The sequence below is a fragment of the Streptococcus sp. 2154 genome (assembly GCF_013277255.1).
Classification (GTDB): Bacteria; Bacillota; Bacilli; order Lactobacillales; family Streptococcaceae; genus Streptococcus; species Streptococcus pseudopneumoniae.
Genome location: NZ_VMMK01000024.1, coordinates 29542 through 48082, shown reverse-complemented (window position 1 = coordinate 48082; position 18541 = coordinate 29542). Strand labels below are relative to the sequence as shown.

16 protein-coding genes are annotated in these 18541 nt (G+C 37.0%); 3 read left to right on the top strand and 13 right to left on the bottom strand.

The annotated features are described in order from the left end of the window. Positions 1 to 7: 7 nt before the first annotated feature. Entirely contained in the window at positions 8 to 1996 is a 1989-nt protein-coding gene (gene uvrB, locus HT693_RS03885) for an excinuclease ABC subunit UvrB (protein ID WP_138704659.1), read from the bottom strand. A gap of 76 nt (positions 1997 to 2072) precedes the next feature. Continuing rightward, complete coding sequence (locus HT693_RS03880; protein ID WP_138704660.1) at positions 2073 to 3026, bottom strand: CPBP family intramembrane glutamic endopeptidase; 954 nt, start codon at positions 3024 to 3026, stop codon at positions 2073 to 2075. A gap of 182 nt (positions 3027 to 3208) precedes the next feature. Here HT693_RS03880 and HT693_RS03875 point away from each other — a divergent pair, with 182 nt between their 5' ends. The 3 genes from HT693_RS03875 to zwf all read left to right on the top strand — a co-directional run bounded on the left by HT693_RS03875 (position 3209) and on the right by zwf (position 7755). Continuing rightward, positions 3209 to 5374, top strand: a complete 2166-nt coding sequence (locus HT693_RS03875) for an ABC transporter permease subunit (RefSeq protein WP_000726253.1) — start codon at positions 3209 to 3211, stop codon at positions 5372 to 5374. Next, entirely contained in the window at positions 5374 to 6114 is a 741-nt protein-coding gene (locus tag HT693_RS03870; protein WP_001096330.1) for an amino acid ABC transporter ATP-binding protein, read from the top strand. Before HT693_RS03875 ends, HT693_RS03870 begins: the two co-directional genes overlap by 1 nt. 150 nt (positions 6115 to 6264) lie before the next feature. Continuing rightward, positions 6265 to 7755, top strand: coding sequence for a glucose-6-phosphate dehydrogenase (zwf, locus tag HT693_RS03865; protein WP_000096154.1), 1491 nt, complete (start codon positions 6265 to 6267; stop codon positions 7753 to 7755). Between the two features lie 135 nt (positions 7756 to 7890). Here zwf and tnpA read toward each other — a convergent pair whose 3' ends face one another. From tnpA to HT693_RS03810, 11 genes are all read right to left on the bottom strand, one after another. Next, positions 7891 to 8355: an IS200/IS605 family transposase gene (gene tnpA / locus HT693_RS03860; protein ID WP_000057429.1), complete on the bottom strand. Its 465-nt coding sequence runs from the start codon at positions 8353 to 8355 to the stop codon at positions 7891 to 7893. Between the two features lie 197 nt (positions 8356 to 8552). Continuing rightward, complete coding sequence (ftsY, locus tag HT693_RS03855; RefSeq protein ID WP_000522341.1) at positions 8553 to 9842, bottom strand: signal recognition particle-docking protein FtsY; 1290 nt, start codon at positions 9840 to 9842, stop codon at positions 8553 to 8555. A gap of 3 nt (positions 9843 to 9845) precedes the next feature. Further along, complete coding sequence (locus HT693_RS03850) at positions 9846 to 10664, bottom strand: Cof-type HAD-IIB family hydrolase (RefSeq protein ID WP_050208148.1); 819 nt, start codon at positions 10662 to 10664, stop codon at positions 9846 to 9848. Next, positions 10664 to 11455, bottom strand: a complete 792-nt coding sequence (locus HT693_RS03845) for an HAD family hydrolase (RefSeq protein WP_172924895.1) — start codon at positions 11453 to 11455, stop codon at positions 10664 to 10666. Before HT693_RS03845 ends, HT693_RS03850 begins: the two co-directional genes overlap by 1 nt. A gap of 1069 nt (positions 11456 to 12524) precedes the next feature. Next, positions 12525 to 13076, bottom strand: a complete 552-nt coding sequence (locus HT693_RS11875; RefSeq protein ID WP_240152715.1) for a UDP binding domain-containing protein — start codon at positions 13074 to 13076, stop codon at positions 12525 to 12527. Between the two features lie 81 nt (positions 13077 to 13157). Further along, the gene (locus HT693_RS11870; protein ID WP_240152713.1) at positions 13158 to 13691 is read right to left on the bottom strand and encodes a hypothetical protein; all 534 of its coding nucleotides are present in this window, start codon (positions 13689 to 13691) and stop codon (positions 13158 to 13160) included. A gap of 21 nt (positions 13692 to 13712) precedes the next feature. Next, on the bottom strand, positions 13713 to 14480 hold the full coding sequence (locus HT693_RS03830) for a site-specific DNA-methyltransferase (protein ID WP_138704661.1): 768 nt from the start codon (positions 14478 to 14480) through the stop codon (positions 13713 to 13715). Beyond that, positions 14464 to 15690 carry an MFS transporter gene (locus HT693_RS03825; protein WP_138704662.1) on the bottom strand — a complete coding sequence of 409 codons (1227 nt, stop codon included), beginning with the start codon at positions 15688 to 15690 and terminating at the stop codon, positions 14464 to 14466. Before HT693_RS03825 ends, HT693_RS03830 begins: the two co-directional genes overlap by 17 nt. Further along, positions 15677 to 16609, bottom strand: a complete 933-nt coding sequence (locus tag HT693_RS03820) for a hypothetical protein (RefSeq protein WP_001144047.1) — start codon at positions 16607 to 16609, stop codon at positions 15677 to 15679. Before HT693_RS03820 ends, HT693_RS03825 begins: the two co-directional genes overlap by 14 nt. 3 nt (positions 16610 to 16612) lie before the next feature. Further along, positions 16613 to 17734, bottom strand: a complete 1122-nt coding sequence (locus HT693_RS03815) for a hypothetical protein (protein WP_172924893.1) — start codon at positions 17732 to 17734, stop codon at positions 16613 to 16615. 5 nt (positions 17735 to 17739) lie between these two features. After that, on the bottom strand, positions 17740 to 18210 hold the full coding sequence (locus tag HT693_RS03810; RefSeq protein WP_172924891.1) for a hypothetical protein: 471 nt from the start codon (positions 18208 to 18210) through the stop codon (positions 17740 to 17742). Positions 18211 to 18541 lie beyond the last annotated feature (331 nt).

Here is an 18541-nt window from a genome sequence, read left to right as displayed (position 1 = left end):
TATTCCCCTAATCCAAGACCTTGACTTCCAGCATCATATCACGAATCTGAGCTGCTAGTTCAAAGTCAAGCACTTCAACTGCTTCTTGCATTTGTTTCTCAAGCTTTTTGACTAGTTCTTTGCACTCTTGTTTGTTGAGGCTATTGATGTCGACTTCCTTGTCCTCTTCCTTAGCAACTGCCTTGGTCACAGCAATCAGGTCACGGATTTCTTTCTTGATTGTCTGAGGCACAATACCGTGTTCTTCATTATAAGCCATCTGGATTTTGCGACGACGGGCAGTTTCATCGATAGCACGTTGCATAGACTGGGTAACCGTGTCCGCATACATGATGACATGCCCTTCACTGTTACGGGCAGCACGACCAATGGTCTGGATGAGTCCACGTTCGTTACGAAGGAAACCTTCCTTGTCAGCATCGAGAATAGCTACGAGACTCACTTCAGGAACATCAATCCCTTCACGTAGGAGGTTGATTCCAACCAAGACGTCAAAGACACCCAAGCGCAGGTCACGGATGATCTCCGTCCGTTCCAAAGTCTTGATATCCGAGTGCATGTACTTGACCTTGATGCCCATTTCCTTGAAGTAGTCAGTCAAGTCTTCTGCCATTTTCTTAGTCAAAGTTGTGATAAAGGTTCGTTCGTTCTTTTCAACACGGGCATTGATTTCACCCAAAAGGTCATCAATCTGTCCCATAGTCGGACGGACTTCCACCTCAGGATCCAAGAGTCCCGTTGGACGAATGATTTGCTCAATTACTGTCTCGGTCTGTTCATTTTCATAGTCGCCCGGTGTCGCTGAAACGTAAACAATCTGATGGACATGGCTTTCAAACTCTTCACGACGGAGAGGACGATTATCCAGAGCAGACGGCAAACGAAAACCATAATTTACTAGCATTTCTTTACGCGAACGGTCTCCATTGTACATGCCCTTGATTTGTCCCATGGTCATGTGGCTCTCATCAATCATGATCAAGAAATCATCTGGGAAGAAATCGAGAAGGGTATAAGGAGGCTCACCCTCACTCCGTCCATCCATGTGACGTGAATAGTTCTCAACCCCGTTGGTATAGCCCATCTCACGCAACATTTCGATATCATACTCTGTCCGCTGTTTCAAACGTTGGGCTTCAAGTAGTTTGCCTTCCTTTTCAAAGACAGCTAGTTGCTCTTCTAATTCGCCCTGAATTTTAGCAATGGCAACTTCCATGTGGTCGTCATTGGTCACAAAGTGTGTCGCTGGAAAAATCGCCAAATGATCCACTTCTCCTAAGACCTGTCCTGTCAGAGCCTCAACCTCACGAATACGGTCAATTTCGTCTCCAAAAAATTCTACTCGAAAAGCGTGCTCATCACGAGAGGCTGGGAAAATCTCTACCACATCCCCACGCACACGAAATCTTCCCCGTTGGAAATCAATATCGTTTCGCTCAAACTGGATGTCAACTAAGTCATTCAAGAGTTTATCACGAGAAATCTCTAGACCAGGACGGAGACTAACGACACTGTCAGCGTATTCCTTGGGCGAACCCAAACCATAGATACAAGAGACTGAGGCCACGACAATAACATCATTACGCTCCAAAAGGGCCGAAGTAGCGGAGTGGCGAAGCTTGTCAATCTCGTCATTGACAGAACTATCCTTCTCAATATAGGTATCGCTAGAAGGGACATAGGCCTCTGGCTGGTAATAATCATAGTAGGATACGAAGTACTCAACTGCATTTTCAGGGAAAAATTCTTTAAACTCCCCATAGAGCTGTCCTGCCAGAGTTTTATTGTGGGCAATGACCAGAGTGGGTTTATTGACTTTGGAAATGACCTGACTCATGGTATAGGTCTTCCCTGTTCCGGTCGCCCCCATCAGAATCTGAGCTTTTTCTCCACCCTCGATATTATCAACCAACTGCTCGATAGCTTGGGGTTGATCTCCTGATGGTTGATATTTTGATACTAGTTTAAATTGATTATCTGTAATGCGGTTAATCATAAGAATCCTCTCTCCATGTGCTATTCCTATTTTAGCATACTTGTAGCATTTTCACGAAGAAAAGGACGGACCGAAGTCACATCCTTTCATTTTCTTTCTTTAATTGATAAGCGAGATAAAGAATCAGCAGAAACAAAATAATACTGGACACGATGGAACCCTCAATACCAAAAGAACCACCTGATAGCCAATCTTGATTGCCTTGTGGTAAAAAGGTCATCAGAGACGTTCCTGACGGTTGACCACTAACTAAAATCCCAAAGAGATTACCCTGAGCAAAATTCCAAGCACCATGAATACCTGCAACACCCCAAACTGTATCAGTTTTGAGAAGGTAAAGAGCCATGGCAACTCCGAATAAAAAGAGATTTACTAGAGATAGAGGGGTGAGGCCAGAATTGCCCATATGAAGCAGGGTAAAGAACAGGCTAGATATAAGAATAGCTAGTTTTAGATTGGTTCTTGAGGCCAATTGAGGAAGTAGCCAAGCACGGGCCACCACTTCTTCTGCTGTCCCCTGTAAAATCCAAAATGGGATAGTAAAGACGACAAAGGCAAGAGAATAAGGATTCAAGTGAATGGATTCCAAACGATATTGACCTAAGACCACTAAACCTAACAAGGTCAGAAGAAAAAGTGCCAAACCTAGACCAAATCCTTTAAGGAGATTGCTGAGGAAATTCTCTCTATAAAATCCCAAAGTTCGAATAGGTCTTTTCTCAACTTTTCTAGTCCATCTAAACACAGTATTGAGAATGAAACCAAAGGCCAGTAAATCTAAAATTAAATGAAAGTCACCTGTTTTATCCGTCAAGCTCTGATGCAAGGTCTGCAAATAGGTTGCAAGATTTTGACCAACCTCTCCAAAATTTCTAGCAAGTCCGATGAGAGCTAACAAACTAATACCATACAGAGTATAAGCCACAAACTCTCCTATGAAGACAAAAGCAAAGGCTAACAAGGGGCTTGTGTAAATGTTTAAACTCATTTTTGAAGCTTGGAAGTCTTTAAATATTCTTTTGTTCTTCATATCCCTATCCTCTTTTCTTCTATATATACTATTATTATAGCACTTTTTAATAGCAATTCAAGAAAGAAAGAAAGAAAGAAAAGAAAAAACAATGTTACATTTTCTGACACAGGAATATAAAAATTTGCCTTTTTTTACTTTTTCTGATATAATGGGAAAATATTCGGAAAAGGAGACTAAAAATGAAGAAAAAATTTCTAGCATTTTTGCTAATTTTATTCCCAATTTTCTCATTAGGTATTGCAAAAGCTGAGACGATTAAGATTGTGTCTGATACTGCCTATGCGCCTTTTGAGTTTAAAGATTCAGATCAAACTTATAAAGGAATTGATGTTGACATTATTAACAAAGTCGCTGAGATTAAAGGATGGAACATTCAGATGTCCTATCCTGGATTTGACGCAGCGGTCAATGCGGTTCAAGCTGGTCAAGCTGACGCTATCATGGCAGGGATGACAAAGACAAAAGAACGTGAAAAAGTTTTCACCATGTCTGATACTTACTATGATACAAAAGTTGTCATTGCAACTACTAAGTCACACAAGATTAGTAAATATGACCAATTAAAAGGAAAAACTGTTGGTGTTAAAAACGGAACAGCCGCTCAACGTTTCCTTGAAAGTATCAAGGATAAATACGGTTTTACTATTAAAACATTTGACACTGGTGATTTGATGAACAACAGCTTGACTGCTGGTGCCATCGATGCCATGATGGATGACAAACCTGTTATCGAGTATGCCATTAACCAAGGTCAAGACCTTCATATTGAAATGGATGGGGAAGCTGTAGGAAGTTTTGCTTTCGGTGTTAAAAAAGGAAGCAAATACGAACACCTGGTTACTGAATTTAACCAAGCCTTAGCTGAAATGAAAAAAGATGGTAGTCTTGATAAAATCATCAAGAAATGGACTGCTTCATCATCTTCAGCAGTGCCAACTACAACTACTCTTGCAGGCTTCAAAGCCATTCCTGTTAAAGCTAAATACATCATTGCCAGCGATTCTTCTTTTGCACCTTTTGTTTTCCAAAATTCAAGCAACCAATACACTGGTATTGATATGGAATTGATTAAGGCAATCGCTAAAGATCAAGGTTTTGAAATTGAAATCACCAACCCTGGTTTTGATGCCGCTATCAGTGCTGTTCAAGCTGGACAAGCTGATGGTATCATTGCTGGTATGTCTGTCACAGATGCTCGTAAGGCAACTTTTGACTTCTCAGAATCATACTACACTGCCAATACCATTCTTGGTGTCAAAGAATCAAGCAATATTGCTTCTTATGAAGATCTAAAAGGAAAGACAGTTGGTGTTAAAAACGGAACTGCTTCTCAAACCTTCCTAACAGAAAATCAAAGCAAATACGGCTACAAAATCAAAACCTTCGCTGATGGTTCGTCAATGTATGACAGTTTAAACACTGGTGCCATTGATGCCGTTATGGATGATGAGCCTGTTCTCAAATATTCTATCAGCCAAGGGCAAAAATTGAAAACACCAATCGCTGGAACTCCAATCGGTGAAACAGCCTTTGCTGTTAAAAAAGGAGCAAATCCAGAATTGATTGAGATGTTCAACAACGGACTTGCAAACCTTAAAGCAAACGGAGAATTCCAAAAGATTCTTGATAAATACCTAGCTAGCGAATCTTCAACTGCTTCAACAAGCACTGTTGATGAGACAACTATCTGGGGCTTGCTTCAAAACAACTACAAACAACTCCTTAGCGGGCTTGGTATCACTCTTGCTCTAGCTCTTATCTCATTTGCTATTGCCATTGTTATCGGGATTATCTTTGGTATGTTTAGTGTCAGCCCATACAAATCTCTTCGTGTGATCTCTGAGATTTTCGTTGACGTTATCCGTGGTATTCCTTTGATGATTCTTGCAGCCTTCATCTTCTGGGGAATTCCAAACTTCATCGAGTCTATCACAGGTCTACAAAGTCCAATTAACGACTTTGTAGCTGGTACCATTGCCCTCTCACTCAATGCAGCCGCCTATATCGCTGAGATCGTTCGTGGTGGTATTCAGGCCGTTCCGGTTGGTCAAATGGAAGCCAGCCGAAGCTTGGGGATCTCTTATGGAAAAACCATGCGTAAGATTATCTTGCCACAAGCAACTAAATTGATGTTGCCAAACTTTGTTAACCAATTCGTTATCGCTCTTAAAGATACAACTATCGTATCTGCTATCGGTTTGGTTGAACTCTTCCAAACTGGTAAGATTATCATTGCCCGTAACTACCAAAGTTTCAAGATGTATGCAATCCTTGCTATCTTCTATCTTGTAATTATCACGCTTTTGACTAAACTAGCGAAACGCTTAGAAAAGAGGATTCGTTAATGGCAAAATTAAAAATTGATGTAAATGATTTACACAAAAGCTACGGAAAAAATGAAGTTTTAAAAGGAATTACGACCAAGTTCTATGAAGGAGATGTTGTTTGTATCATCGGTCCTTCGGGTTCTGGTAAGTCAACTTTCCTTCGTAGCCTAAATCTTTTGGAAGAAGTTACTAGCGGTCACATCACTGTGAACGGTTATGACTTAACTGAAAAAACAACCAACGTTGACCACGTCCGTGAAAATATCGGAATGGTGTTCCAACACTTCAATCTCTTCCCACACATGTCTGTTTTGGACAACATCACCTTTGCTCCTATTGAGCACAAGTTGATGACCAAGGAAGAAGCTGAAAAATTGGGAATGGAGTTGCTTGAAAAGGTTGGTCTAGCAGATAAGGCTAAGGCCTGTCCAGATAGCCTATCAGGTGGTCAAAAACAACGTGTGGCCATCGCTCGTGGTCTAGCAATGAATCCAGACATCATGCTCTTTGATGAACCAACTTCTGCCCTTGACCCTGAAATGGTCGGAGACGTACTAAACGTTATGAAGGAATTGGCTGAGCAAGGTATGACCATGATTATCGTAACCCATGAGATGGGATTCGCTCGTCAGGTTGCCAACCGAGTTATCTTTACTGCGGACGGTGAATTCCTAGAAGACGGAACACCTGATCAAATCTTTGATACCCCACAACACCCACGTCTGAAAGATTTCTTGGACAAGGTCTTAAACGTCTAAACGCAAACTGTAAGGATTTCCTTGCAGTTTTTTTCTACCTCGTATTGGATTTTTTGATTTTTCGGAAAATTATGTTAGAATTAAGTTTATGAAATGAGGTTTCCTCATACCTAGCAAGACTAGGAATAAAAATAGAAATTAGGTAGCTAGATGTCATCTAAGGTTATTGTTACAATTTTCGGTGCGAGTGGAGACCTGGCTAAACGCAAGCTCTACCCTTCCCTATTTAGACTATATAAATCCGGCAATCTTTCCAAACATTTTGCCGTCATTGGAACTGCCCGTCGTCCTTGGAGCAAGGAATATTTTGAATCTGTTGTAGTCGAATCGATCCTTGATTTGGCAGATAGTACCGAACAGGCTCAAGAGTTCGCTAGCCACTTCTACTATCAAAGTCATGATGTCAATGATACGGAGCACTACATTGCTTTGCGTCAATTGCAGACTGAGCTAAATGACAAGTACCAAGCTGAACACAACAAGCTCTTCTTCTTGTCTATGGCGCCTCAGTTCTTTGGAACTATTGCCAAACACCTCAAGTCTGAAAACATTGTTGACGGTAAAGGTTTTGAACGTTTAATCGTTGAAAAACCATTTGGTACAGATTACGCAAGCGCAAGCAAGTTGAATGACGAGCTCCTAGCAACATTTGACGAAGAACAAATTTTCCGTATCGACCATTATCTTGGGAAGGAAATGATTCAAAGTATCTTTGCAGTTCGCTTTGCAAACTTGATTTTTGAAAACGTTTGGAACAAGGACTTTATCGATAATGTTCAAATTACCTTTGCGGAGCGCTTGGGTGTAGAAGAACGTGGTGGCTACTATGACCAATCTGGTGCCCTCCGTGACATGGTACAAAACCATACACTACAACTTCTTTCTCTCCTTGCTATGGACAAGCCAGCCAGCTTCACAAAAGACGAGATTCGTGCCGAAAAGATTAAGGTCTTTAAAAACCTCTATCATCCAACGGATGAAGAGCTTAAAGAACACTTTATCCGTGGTCAATACCGTTCAGGTAAGATTGATGGCATGAAATATATCTCTTATCGTAGCGAGCCAAATGTGAATCCAGAATCCACAACTGAAACCTTTGCATCTGGTGCTTTCTTTGTAGACAGCGATCGATTCCGTGGTGTTCCTTTCTTTTTCCGTACAGGTAAACGACTAACTGAAAAAGGAACTCATGTCAACATCGTCTTTAAACAAATGGACTCTATCTTTGGAGAACCACTTGCTCCAAACATTTTGACCATCTATATCCAACCAACAGAAGGCTTCTCTCTCAGTCTAAATGGGAAGCAAGTAGGAGAAGAATTCAACTTGGCTCCTAACTCACTTGATTACCGTACAGATGCAACAGCAACTGGTGCTTCTCCAGAACCATACGAGAAATTGATTTATGATGTCCTAAATAACAACTCAACTAACTTTAGCCACTGGGATGAAGTTGGTGCGTCATGGAAATTGATTGACCGTATCGAAGAGCTCTGGGCTGAAAATGGTGCCCCACTTCATGACTATAAAGCTGGAAGCATGGGACCTCAAGCCAGCTTTGACTTACTTGAAAAATTTGGTGCTAAATGGACTTGGCAACCAGATATCGCCTATCGTCAAGATGGTCGTTTAGAATCATAACCACCCGTCAAACGGGTGGTTTGTCCCAGGGCTATAAGCCCAAATTACCAGCCAGCGCCTAAAGACGCTGGCTTTCACTTTGTTCAAGCCTCATTGCTCTTGACTCGTCACTTGCCTCTTAAAGAGGCTTTAGTATTACTTACCACTATCCCTAAAGGGATCCTCATATTCTTTTACACTCAATTTATCTAGTGCTATATCATGCTTTTCCTGTTCTTGGATATATTTCTTAATTGTGGCTTCATTAAGCCCTACTGTACTTACATAATAACCTTCCGCCCAGAAATGCCGATTCCCAAACTTGTACTTGAGATTGGCGTGTTTGTCAAACATCATGAGTGCACTTTTTCCTTTTAAATAACCCATGAAACTCGAAACACTTATCCTTGGTGGAATACTTACTAACATGTGTACATGGTCTGGCATTAAGTGACCCTCGATAATTTCAACTCCTTTATAACTACACAAGCGATGAAATATTTCGCCTAAACTACTTCGATATTGATTATAGATAACTTTTCGTCTATACTTAGGGGTGAACACAATGTGATACTTACAATGCCACTTTGTGTGCGATAAACTATGAGCCTTTTGTGCCATATTTTTCTCCTTTCGCTTTACAATTAGCTTGAACACCTTTATTGTATCGCGTTCGGAGTTTTTTTGGTATAACCTTCGACGCGCACCCGCATAGCGGGTGGTTTTTTTGTCTCGCACCTAACGGAGCGAGACGGACTAATAGTCACATAATAAAAAAAATCCTGCAAGTTTATGCCTTGCAGGATTTTTGTTTCTGGTTAGATTAAGCCTTCCAAGAGACCTTTCATAAAGTTTTCTGAGTTAAACTCTCCAATATCATCGATTTTTTCACCAAAACCAATCAATTTTACAGGAATATTGAGTTCTTCTCGGATGGCTAGAACAACACCACCTCGAGCAGTTCCGTCAATCTTAGTCAAGACAATTCCAGTTAATGGCGTGATTTTCGAAAATTCTTTGGCCTGTACAAGAGCGTTTTGACCTGTTGATGCATCAAGAGCCAAGAAGGTTTCATGGGGGGCCTCTGGAACAACACGTTTAATGATACGACCAATCTTTTCCAACTCAGCCATGAGGTTGTCCTTGTTTTGCAAACGACCAGCAGTATCAATCATGAGAATATCGATACCTTCAGCTACGGCACGTTCCATGCCATCAAAGACCACACTGGCTGGGTCAGCTTTTTCAGGTCCAGTCACCACTGGAACGTCCACACGACGGCCCCATTCAGCAAGCTGGGCTACTGCCCCTGCACGGAAGGTATCTGCCGCAACCAGCATGACCTTCTTACCTGCTTGTTTGTAGCGGTGGGCTAGTTTCCCAATAGAAGTTGTTTTCCCAACACCATTAACACCAACAAAGAGCATGACTGTCAAGCCATCTTGGAAGTGGATGCTTTCATCGTAGTTACCATCCTTTTCATAAAGCTCAACCAATTTCTCAATGATGACACGGCGCAGTGCGTCAGGTTTCTTGGCGTTTTCGAGCTTGGCTTCGTAGCGGAGCTCTTCTGTTAAGTTTGAAGCTACCTGGACACCAACGTCACTCATGATGAGCAGTTCTTCTAGTTCCTCGAAAAATTCTTCGTCAACAGAGCGGAAGTTAGCAAAGAAGGCGTTCAAGCGGGCACCAAATCCTGTACGAGTTTTCTTAAGACTGCGGTCATATTTCTCCTGAACAGTTTCTTCTGCTTGAGGCGTTTCTGCTTCAAGCACTTCAGAACTATTTCCTTCTACAGTCTCTAGAAACTCAGGATTCTCTTCCTCTGTGACTTCTTCTGAGTTTGGCAATTCTTCGACTTCTTCTTGTTGAACTTCTACAGCTAGCTCTGAATCCAGACTTTCTTCAACTGTCTCTTGATTATCCTCTTCTTGGAGCAGAGTTTCTTCAGAACTTTCAACCTCTGCTTCTTCTTGAGGAACTTCCTGAGCTTCTGTTAAGACAGGCTCAACATCTTCAGACAAATCAAGATTTTCCAGAGCTTCTTTTACAACTTCTTCGATTTTAGGTTCTTCTTTTTTTCCGAATAGACGGTCAAATAATCCCATATCTTAGTTCTCCTTTAGCACATATTCTTCGATAGCCCAGGCGACAGCCTCTTCATCGTTGGTCATTGGCGTCACTACATTTGCGACTGCCTTGACTTCAGGAACAGCGTTTTGCATGGCAACACCGAGCCCTGCCCATTCAATCATAGAGAGGTCATTGGCCTCGTCACCACAAGCCATGACTTGGCTTTGGTCTATTCCCAAATGACTGATTAGTTTTGCCAAACCTGTTGCTTTATGAACATTCTTTGGTGACCACTCTAGCAACATTTCACGTGATTTAAAGATTTCATATTGGTCAAACAATTCTGGAGAAATCTTTTGAATGGCTGCATCCAAGGGTTCTTGAGCAAAGGCAGTCACGCATTTATTATAGGTCATTTGACTAGATAAGTCTTCAAAGTCCACTGGAACAAAGGTCAATGCTGGATTGAATTTAGCATAAAGACTTTCTTGGTCCGATTGGATTTGATAAACTGTTCCTTCTGAGATGGCATCAAGAGGTAGTGATAATTTCTCTGTTTCTTCATACAAACGTGCCACATCATCATATGAAAAGACTGTTTTATCAAGGATTTCACCTGTATTTTTCTGAACCAAACCACCATTAAAAGTAATCGTATACTCATCTTCCTGACCGTCAGTCCCTAACTCATGGAGAAAGAAATCCATAGCTTTTAAGGGACGACCAGTTGTCAATACGACCTTGATACCACGATCACGCGCAGCTTTCAAAGTTGCCTTGGTACGATCCGTCAGCCTTTTATCAGTAGTCAGCAAGGTCCCGTCCAAGTCCAATGCAATCAATTTTATATCTACCATTATAAGCCCTCCATATAAGCTATAACCGACTGGTCTTTATGGTGACCAATCACAGTCTCTGCTAATTCTAAAATTTCTGGTCGTGCATTTTCAGGAGCTACAGGATGTCCCACAACCTGCATCATATGCAAGTCATTTAGATTGTCTCCAAAAGCCATAACCTGATCCATTGTGATAGCAAGTTTTTTGGCTAATTCAACAATGGCCACACCCTTATCGACATAGTCCAGAACAATATCAATGGATTCAAAGCCAGTTGTCATGGCCTTAACACCAGGGACATTTTCGTTTACCCAAGCTTCACCAGCTTCCAGCGTTTCTTCTGTGAAGTTGGTTGTAAATTTGAAAATGTCATCTTTAATATCTTCTAGACTCGCTACTTTTTGGATATTTGCATTATAATGCTGGCTCACTTTTAAATAAGTCTCATCAACCGTATCTAGCACATAAGAGCCCTTTTTACCAGTCAAAAGGAGCTTATTGATATCTACATAAGGTGACGTTTTCAGCTTTTCAAAAGTTGCCAGATAAAAGTCACGAGACATAGTCGCTTCATACAAGTCCTGACCTTGATACTCTACCAAACTGCCATTTTCCGCGATGAAAATAATGTCATCACGTACATCAGCAAATAATTTTTCCAGAGACAGAAATCCCCGACCCGAAGCCACCGCAAAGTAAATCCCTTTTTCCTTGTAGGAAGCCAAGAGAGACTTGAGACGATCCATATCAAAGCGTCCATTCCCATCTAGGAAGGTTCCGTCCATATCCGTTGCTACTAGTTTAATCATAAATTCTTCATACTCCAATTAATAAATCCACCTTCTATTATACCATAGAAAAAGCAAATAGCGCCTAATCCATTTGAGATTAGACGCTTGATAAACTCCCGACTTTATCACTTAATTTTTATCCAATATTACTTAACCCTTTAGTATAACTGGATTTTTTCTAAATTCCCAAACTAACTTCCACCGCCAATAAAAGTTGAAATTAATCTGATAAAAATCGAAAAAACAAGTGGAATTCCAAGTCAGAGTAAGTTCCACTTGTTTATCGTCCAATAACAAGGAAGAGATGCTCGTCTTTCAAAATTGTCTTAAAGGTTTCTTCAGAATTGAGCCTGTATTCAATAGCCTTCCCTAGTTCTGAACCCTGTAAAACTGACTGGATCCGGCACCAAACAAAGAAGTCTTCCATTCAGGGTTGGAGCTTTTCTTGACGTTTCTGTAGTCGTTCATCAATCGACAATGTATCCCATCAATAAGCTAAGCCTTTAGCACCTAACGATGATTTCCCCACTTGCTTGGGCGTCGCTTCAAAAAACTCCTTTCTCACATGTGCCCAACAACCAACAAGTGCAGCTTCTTCCAGTTGACGATAAGCGGACGAGCATCTCGCAGTTTACCAAGCTTAGCATCGCTTTGCTCCTAAACCTTGGACTGCTATCGCATAAGCAGAATAAGCTCCATGAGATTCCTGCACTACTAAACCACTCCGTCGCTGATCATGATGGTAAAGCGTGATACCTTGTTGCTCATCTTTCCCTGACAAAAAAGTCTAATAATAGGTCTGCTGGCTATCACTTTTTAAGACCCAATAAGAGGTTTCTTTCGGATGAGGAAGAGGTTGTTATAGAAACTTTTCTTCTATAGTTACTTATCTTATAAAAAACATGTTATAACATAGTATATTGACATTGAAATAGTACACCGTTGTTTCTAAAACATTGTTAGAAATTGGTTTAACTTCCCCAATAAATTTGTTCAATTTTTATTTCATTTCGCTATAAATCGTAATATACTTTGATTTTCTCAAATATTATGTTATCGCAACTTCTCAAAAGTAAAATATTATTATTTAATCCCTATTAAATATATCTCTTGTATAAACTTTTTCTAATACATCAGACAATTCATCTGAAATTCTATTTGAAATAATAACATCCGATGTTTTTTTAAATTCTTCCAGATTCGTTACAACTTTAGCATCAAAAATCTCTTTTGAAGACAAAAACGGTTCATAAATAATAATATTTACATTATATTTCGTTAATTGTTTAATCACATTTTCAGTTGACGAATCACGAATATTATCAGAATCTTTTTTAGCTAGCAAACGATAAATGCCTACATTGTATATATTATTTTTTGTTATTTGTGTTGCTATAAACTCTGATCTTTTTTGGTTACTTAATACAATAGAATCTAACAAAACAGTTGGAAGGCCTTCACATTCACTTAACATATGTTTTGTATCTTTAGGTAAACAGTATCCTCCATAACCAAAACTAGGATTATTGTAAAATTCTCCGATTCTTTCTTCAGAACAAATTCCTTCAATGATATTTTTAGTATTTAACCCTTTCATAATGGAAAAACTATCAATTTCATTGAAGAACGCAATTCTCATTGCAAGGTATGAATTTGAAAATAACTTAATTGCTTCAGCTTCAGCTGAATTTGTCAGTAGAATCGGGGCAACTTCATTTAACTAGAACTCCGATAATAATCTTCCAAATCTTTGACAATATTCAGCTCTCCCTCCCAAAATAATTCTAGATGGAAATAAGTTATCTAATAATGCTTTTCCTTCACGCAAAAACTCTGGAGAAAAAATGATCCGATCTGTGTGAAATTTTGTATTCAAATAATTCGTAAATCCGATTGGCACTGTAGATTTTATAACTATATATGCAACAGGATTAATACTTAGGCAATCAGCTATAACTGATTCTATACCCTCAGTATCTAATACTCCTTTATTTTCATCAAAGTCTGTTGGTATTGCTATTATGATACAATCAACTTTTTCAAAGTACTTCTCATCATAAATACAAGCTTCGAATTTCAAATCTTTATTTAAAAAATATCTCTCCAACTCATAGTCGATAAATGGACAAATTTTATTATTAAGCTGTTCGACTTTCTGTAAATTAATGTCTAATCCAACCACGTCATGTTCCTGAGATAACAGGACAGATAAAGTCAAACCGACGTACCCCATACCAACTGTAGTTATTTTCATAATAGACCTTCTACTACTTTCTTATCTGTTTACATTCAGCGCACCCACTTGATTTAGTTTTTTTAAACCTAATTTATAAGTGGTTGGATTTAATTCATAGGTAATGAACTTTCTATTTTTCTTAAAAGCACACAAAGATGTAGTCGCTTGCCCCATAAACGGATCCAACACAACATCACCTTCCAGAGAATAAATATCAATAAGTTGATTGACAATTTGTTCTGGAAAAGCTGGTGGTCTTGTAGAATAATCCCAAGGTATATTCCAAATGCAGTCAATAAATTTAGTGCCCTCAATGTTTCTATCCCACACTATAAATTCTGACTTTTTCTTAAAAATCAATATGTATTCATAGTTATTTAGAATCAAAGACTCATTATTCGAATAACTTGAAGGATATTTTTCAACTTGATTTTTGATATATGAAGTATTATTCAAATTCCATATTATTGTCCCTTCAATATAGAAATTATGCTCCGCAAAGAATTTTTCAATTTCATGTTTGATATCGTAATACATATTTTGATTTTTTCTGCTAATTTCTACAGAACTGCAAATATTGATGCAAATTGTTCCTGTTTCTTTTAATATTTTACTACATCTTTCCCAAACACTATTTAGACTCTGAATATAGCCTTTATATGTTTCTGTTAACCCAATCTGATTATCGTGTTGATAATCAACTAAATTAAAATATGGTGGAGAAGTGATTATTAAATCAACAGAATCATTTTCTACATCTTCCATAGCTCTGGAATCACCTAAATAAGCCTTATTCTCTGTTTTCATGTTTTTTACTCCTTTTAGTTTTTTCTATTAACATATACGAGATTAATATCATTACAATCATAAAATAAGAAATCAATAAGATAGTTATTCTCATATTAAATATTTGAATTCCTACACCAATTATCGGATTTACCAACATTGTAACAAGACTAATTGAAAAGGATAGTCCTGATATAACTGTTGCTCTTGAATTGTCATCAACCCAAAGATGTAACATCTCCATGATAATAGGATCAAGAATATCTATGATAATGTACAACAGTAGAAAACTAAATATAAATGTGGCATTGAAAGGCAAAATTTGAAAAATAATGGAAATCATTAGTATCAATGATAGCAGCATAATTAATTTAGAAACTCTTATTTTTGATATTTTATAAGCTTGAGTTGCTACTATGCCACCAATGATACTATAAATCATAAACATAGCTCCATTAATAGATGTAGAAAATCCTATTTTAGAAAAATAATCTGGTAATAAAGCAAATACTACGTTAATTGCTGAGACAATAACCGTAGTAAAAGCGAACATGAAAAGAATTTTAGTAGATTTTAGCAACCTATGAAAAACTGAAAATAATTCTTTAAATTTCGGAACACCATTTTGATTAAGATCTTCTATAGAGTGTTTCTGATTATCTGGAATAGATATGATGATTATCATTGAACCTATAAGTGTAAAAGATTGTATAAAATATGGTAAACATCTTGTAATGCTATATAAACCACCTCCTATAAATGTAGCAATCCCCAAAGTCAGAGCGCTGATTAATTGTAACTTTCCTCGTATTTTCCCATAACTCTCCTCCTTGCCTTCACTTCTTAGAGATTCAAAAAACAAGGCATCATCAGCTCCACTTAAAAAAGCATTTCCTACTCCTTCTAAAACAAATGCACCTAGTATAACATAGTAAACATAGTCCTTCATTAGCAAGATTGATGAAAGAGTTAATAATGGAGTAATTGATAACAGAACTAGTCCCAATAGAACGATTTTCTTCTTACTAAACCTATCTCCTAAAATTCCGGAGGGAATCTCTGAAACTAATTGTGAAAATAGAAAAATAGATTGAAAAAATGCAAATTGTACTAAAGATAATCCCAAAAACTGAACAATAAAGATAATATTTACTATTCTAGTAAATCGTAAATTTGTAAAAATGATATATAGATAATATTTTAACTCTGATGAAATTTTATTGCTTCTCATACCACATTCCTTCTAATTCATCTTTTACTAACCAAAAATTATCAACATCAAAAGATTTAAAAATAGCTTCCAATTCTATTCTATTCATAAATTCATGAAACAATGGATCAGATTTTCTAGTTTTATTCAAAGATGCTGATTCAAAAATACCTATTTTCCCATTATTACTCCTATGCATGCGATTTCTACAACTAAGAGATGGCATATCTATATATATTTTGGGATATATTTTATTACTGATTCTCCAGGCTTTGCCAATTGCTTTACACTGACTTAACTCTTCACAAACTATAATTTCTTCAAAATTTTCTTCAAAATATTCTGAAATGAATTCTGGTAAATACGAAATGATTGATCTACGAAAATGAAGTAATAGTTCTGGTCCAAATACAATATTCTTTGCACTAGGCACTAAATCATACAAACCTTTTAATTCATCATCACTAAAGTTATGTTTTTTTAATATCTTATCAATCATTTTATAAGATAAATCTCTTCGAATTATTTTTATTTCAATGCCTACACGTTTTCCTAGCTGTTCAAAAAATATTTCTAAGCGTTTAACAAATTGTTGCCATCTTTCTTTTTCACAATCATCTTTACATGATTCAATAGGTGTATCCACATATATTGCACAATTTAAATTTTTCATGATGGCCTCATTAATAGGCATCAGTATATCAAAGTAAAAATTGATAGCCAGATTATCAATTTTTGCATCACAGCGATCAATACAAGCCCCCCCAACAACAAGACTGTTATTTGGAGAAAAATTACTTGTTTCATCAAAAACTATTAAATTATCCCTAAAACTAGCATCATAATTTAAGTCATTTAATGAAATTATCTGATTTAAATCTTTTTTATACATTTTTTTCACTAGTAAATTGGAAAAATCAATATCTTCAATCACAGGCATGTATTATCTTCCTTTCAATAGTCCTTTTTCAAGCATAATTCTAATAATTGAACGAATACCGCTCTCTTCCTTATATTGAATTTCATTTTTTGATTCATACACCGAACCTTCATTAATATATGATATTATATTGTCGAAGATTTCTTCTTTATATCTTGTACTAATATTAGAAAATGCTTCTCTTACTTTAGTCACACCTTCACTTTCTTCAAGTAACTCATCTGTTGAAAATAAATATCCATACTTAGATAAGGTATTACAATTCCCAGAGATTTGATTATATTTTTCAAGCAATAATGCCTGAGAATAATTTGAAGGCAAAAAATAATGTGGTTTTAAGCCTAATTCTAAACTCTCTAAATAAAATGTCAAACCAGGTGTTGTAAATATCCTACTTGCTTCACATGACGCTGATAGAAACTCTTTATGGGACATTACTTTAAATGTAACATTGTAGTCAAAACGGTTGTTTGATTCAATCCATTTTTTCTGCGTCATGTTACAAGCACAATCAATCTCATATTTATCAATATTAGGTATTTTTGAAAAAAGTTTTAGATAAAATAACATGTACTTTTTGAAAAATACATCATTTTCATATGGAGTAACTATACCAGCGAAATTTAATAGAATTTTATTGTTTTTGAAATCTTTTGTTTTTGTTATTCCTTCCGTATTAATAATAGGATTTATTGTTTGGATATTCTTATACTGCGATAAATTATTGGGATCAATAAAAGCATTTTGAACAAAATAAATATCATATTCGTTAATCCCATCTAGGGGGTTTTCCCACATCCAACTTAGACTATCAACAAATACACTTTTTACATTTAAATTTGTATCTCGTTGAATTTTAGGAATATTCAGATTCATAACATTAATTAAGAGTTCATAATTCTTAATATCTACTATTTTCAAAAAGCTTTCAGACCTAATTTCATCAGTATCACACTCGATGTATTCTAATCTATTACCAAAGTTGGTCTTAAAAAAATTTATAGATTCTCCATTTCCGCAAAATGTAATCTCTTTATATCCCATCTTCAATAGCTCTTTGATAATAGAATATAATTTGGAAGACGGACCAAAACCAAAATTTGTAGTTACTGTCAAAATTCTCATAACAATCACCTAATAAATATATGCTTTTCTATGTACTTTAATATTTTTAACCATTCAAGTTTATCTGGAAACTCATCTTCAGAATCATAATAAATAACATGAACCTGAGTACCTGTTGTGTGTAAACCTTCATACAATGGTGTTTTTGAACCGATTCTTTTGTTAATTCCTAAGACAATAGGAATAGAGTGCGCTGAAGCCCAACCAAGTTCCACAGCACATCCATAACTATTATTTGGAAAAGTAATATATACATTACTTTGTTTCAGTATCGAATAATCTCTAAGGGTACATTCTAAAGAATCTGCAATCTTTTTGCCAAATTCTTCTTCCTCTAGAGCACAAAACACATTATGACCATACGATCTCAAATCAGAAATAATCCCCTTAATTCTGGACTTTGTCGCAGTTTCTAACGGACTTTTCAAGTTCGGATTAATTATTCCTGTGATTGGTGTATCTAAAAAAATATCCATTGTTATTCATTCCTTTCTTTCGTTTCATTCAATGCACAACACTGAGTTAAAAAGTATTGTGCTCTTTGTTTAAAACTATAATATAAAACGTGAAAACATATCACTATTACAAATCGCGACGAGGCGATTAAGTGAGTGCTTCAGCCAATACATTTGAAAAAATCCATCATTATAACTGTAGTTCATCCTATTAGGTACAACCAACTGTGACCATAATACTAAAAAAATCAAAGAGAAAACTAGGAAGCTTGTCTTGTACATCTCAAAATACTGATTTTATAATGAAGATAAGACTAGAATGCTAATTAATAGATTTACAGATAAATATCTG

Coding starts and splice junctions, on each gene's coding strand:
- uvrB (WP_138704659.1), bottom strand. CDS start 1,996: ATGATTAACCGCATTACAGATAATCAATTTAAACTAGTATCAAAATAT.
- HT693_RS03880 (WP_138704660.1), bottom strand. CDS start 3,026: ATGAAGAACAAAAGAATATTTAAAGACTTCCAAGCTTCAAAAATGAGT.
- HT693_RS03875 (WP_000726253.1), top strand. CDS start 3,209: ATGAAGAAAAAATTTCTAGCATTTTTGCTAATTTTATTCCCAATTTTC.
- HT693_RS03870 (WP_001096330.1), top strand. CDS start 5,374: ATGGCAAAATTAAAAATTGATGTAAATGATTTACACAAAAGCTACGGA.
- zwf (WP_000096154.1), top strand. CDS start 6,265: ATGTCATCTAAGGTTATTGTTACAATTTTCGGTGCGAGTGGAGACCTG.
- tnpA (WP_000057429.1), bottom strand. CDS start 8,355: ATGGCACAAAAGGCTCATAGTTTATCGCACACAAAGTGGCATTGTAAG.
- ftsY (WP_000522341.1), bottom strand. CDS start 9,842: ATGGGATTATTTGACCGTCTATTCGGAAAAAAAGAAGAACCTAAAATC.
- HT693_RS03850 (WP_050208148.1), bottom strand. CDS start 10,664: ATGGTAGATATAAAATTGATTGCATTGGACTTGGACGGGACCTTGCTG.
- HT693_RS03845 (WP_172924895.1), bottom strand. CDS start 11,455: ATGATTAAACTAGTAGCAACGGATATGGACGGAACCTTCCTAGATGGG.
- HT693_RS11875 (WP_240152715.1), bottom strand. CDS start 13,076: ATGAGAATTGCGTTCTTCAATGAAATTGATAGTTTTTCCATTATGAAA.
- HT693_RS11870 (WP_240152713.1), bottom strand. CDS start 13,691: ATGAAAATAACTACAGTTGGTATGGGGTACGTCGGTTTGACTTTATCT.
- HT693_RS03830 (WP_138704661.1), bottom strand. CDS start 14,480: ATGAAAACAGAGAATAAGGCTTATTTAGGTGATTCCAGAGCTATGGAA.
- HT693_RS03825 (WP_138704662.1), bottom strand. CDS start 15,690: ATGAGAAGCAATAAAATTTCATCAGAGTTAAAATATTATCTATATATC.
- HT693_RS03820 (WP_001144047.1), bottom strand. CDS start 16,609: ATGCCTGTGATTGAAGATATTGATTTTTCCAATTTACTAGTGAAAAAA.
- HT693_RS03815 (WP_172924893.1), bottom strand. CDS start 17,734: ATGAGAATTTTGACAGTAACTACAAATTTTGGTTTTGGTCCGTCTTCC.
- HT693_RS03810 (WP_172924891.1), bottom strand. CDS start 18,210: ATGGATATTTTTTTAGATACACCAATCACAGGAATAATTAATCCGAAC.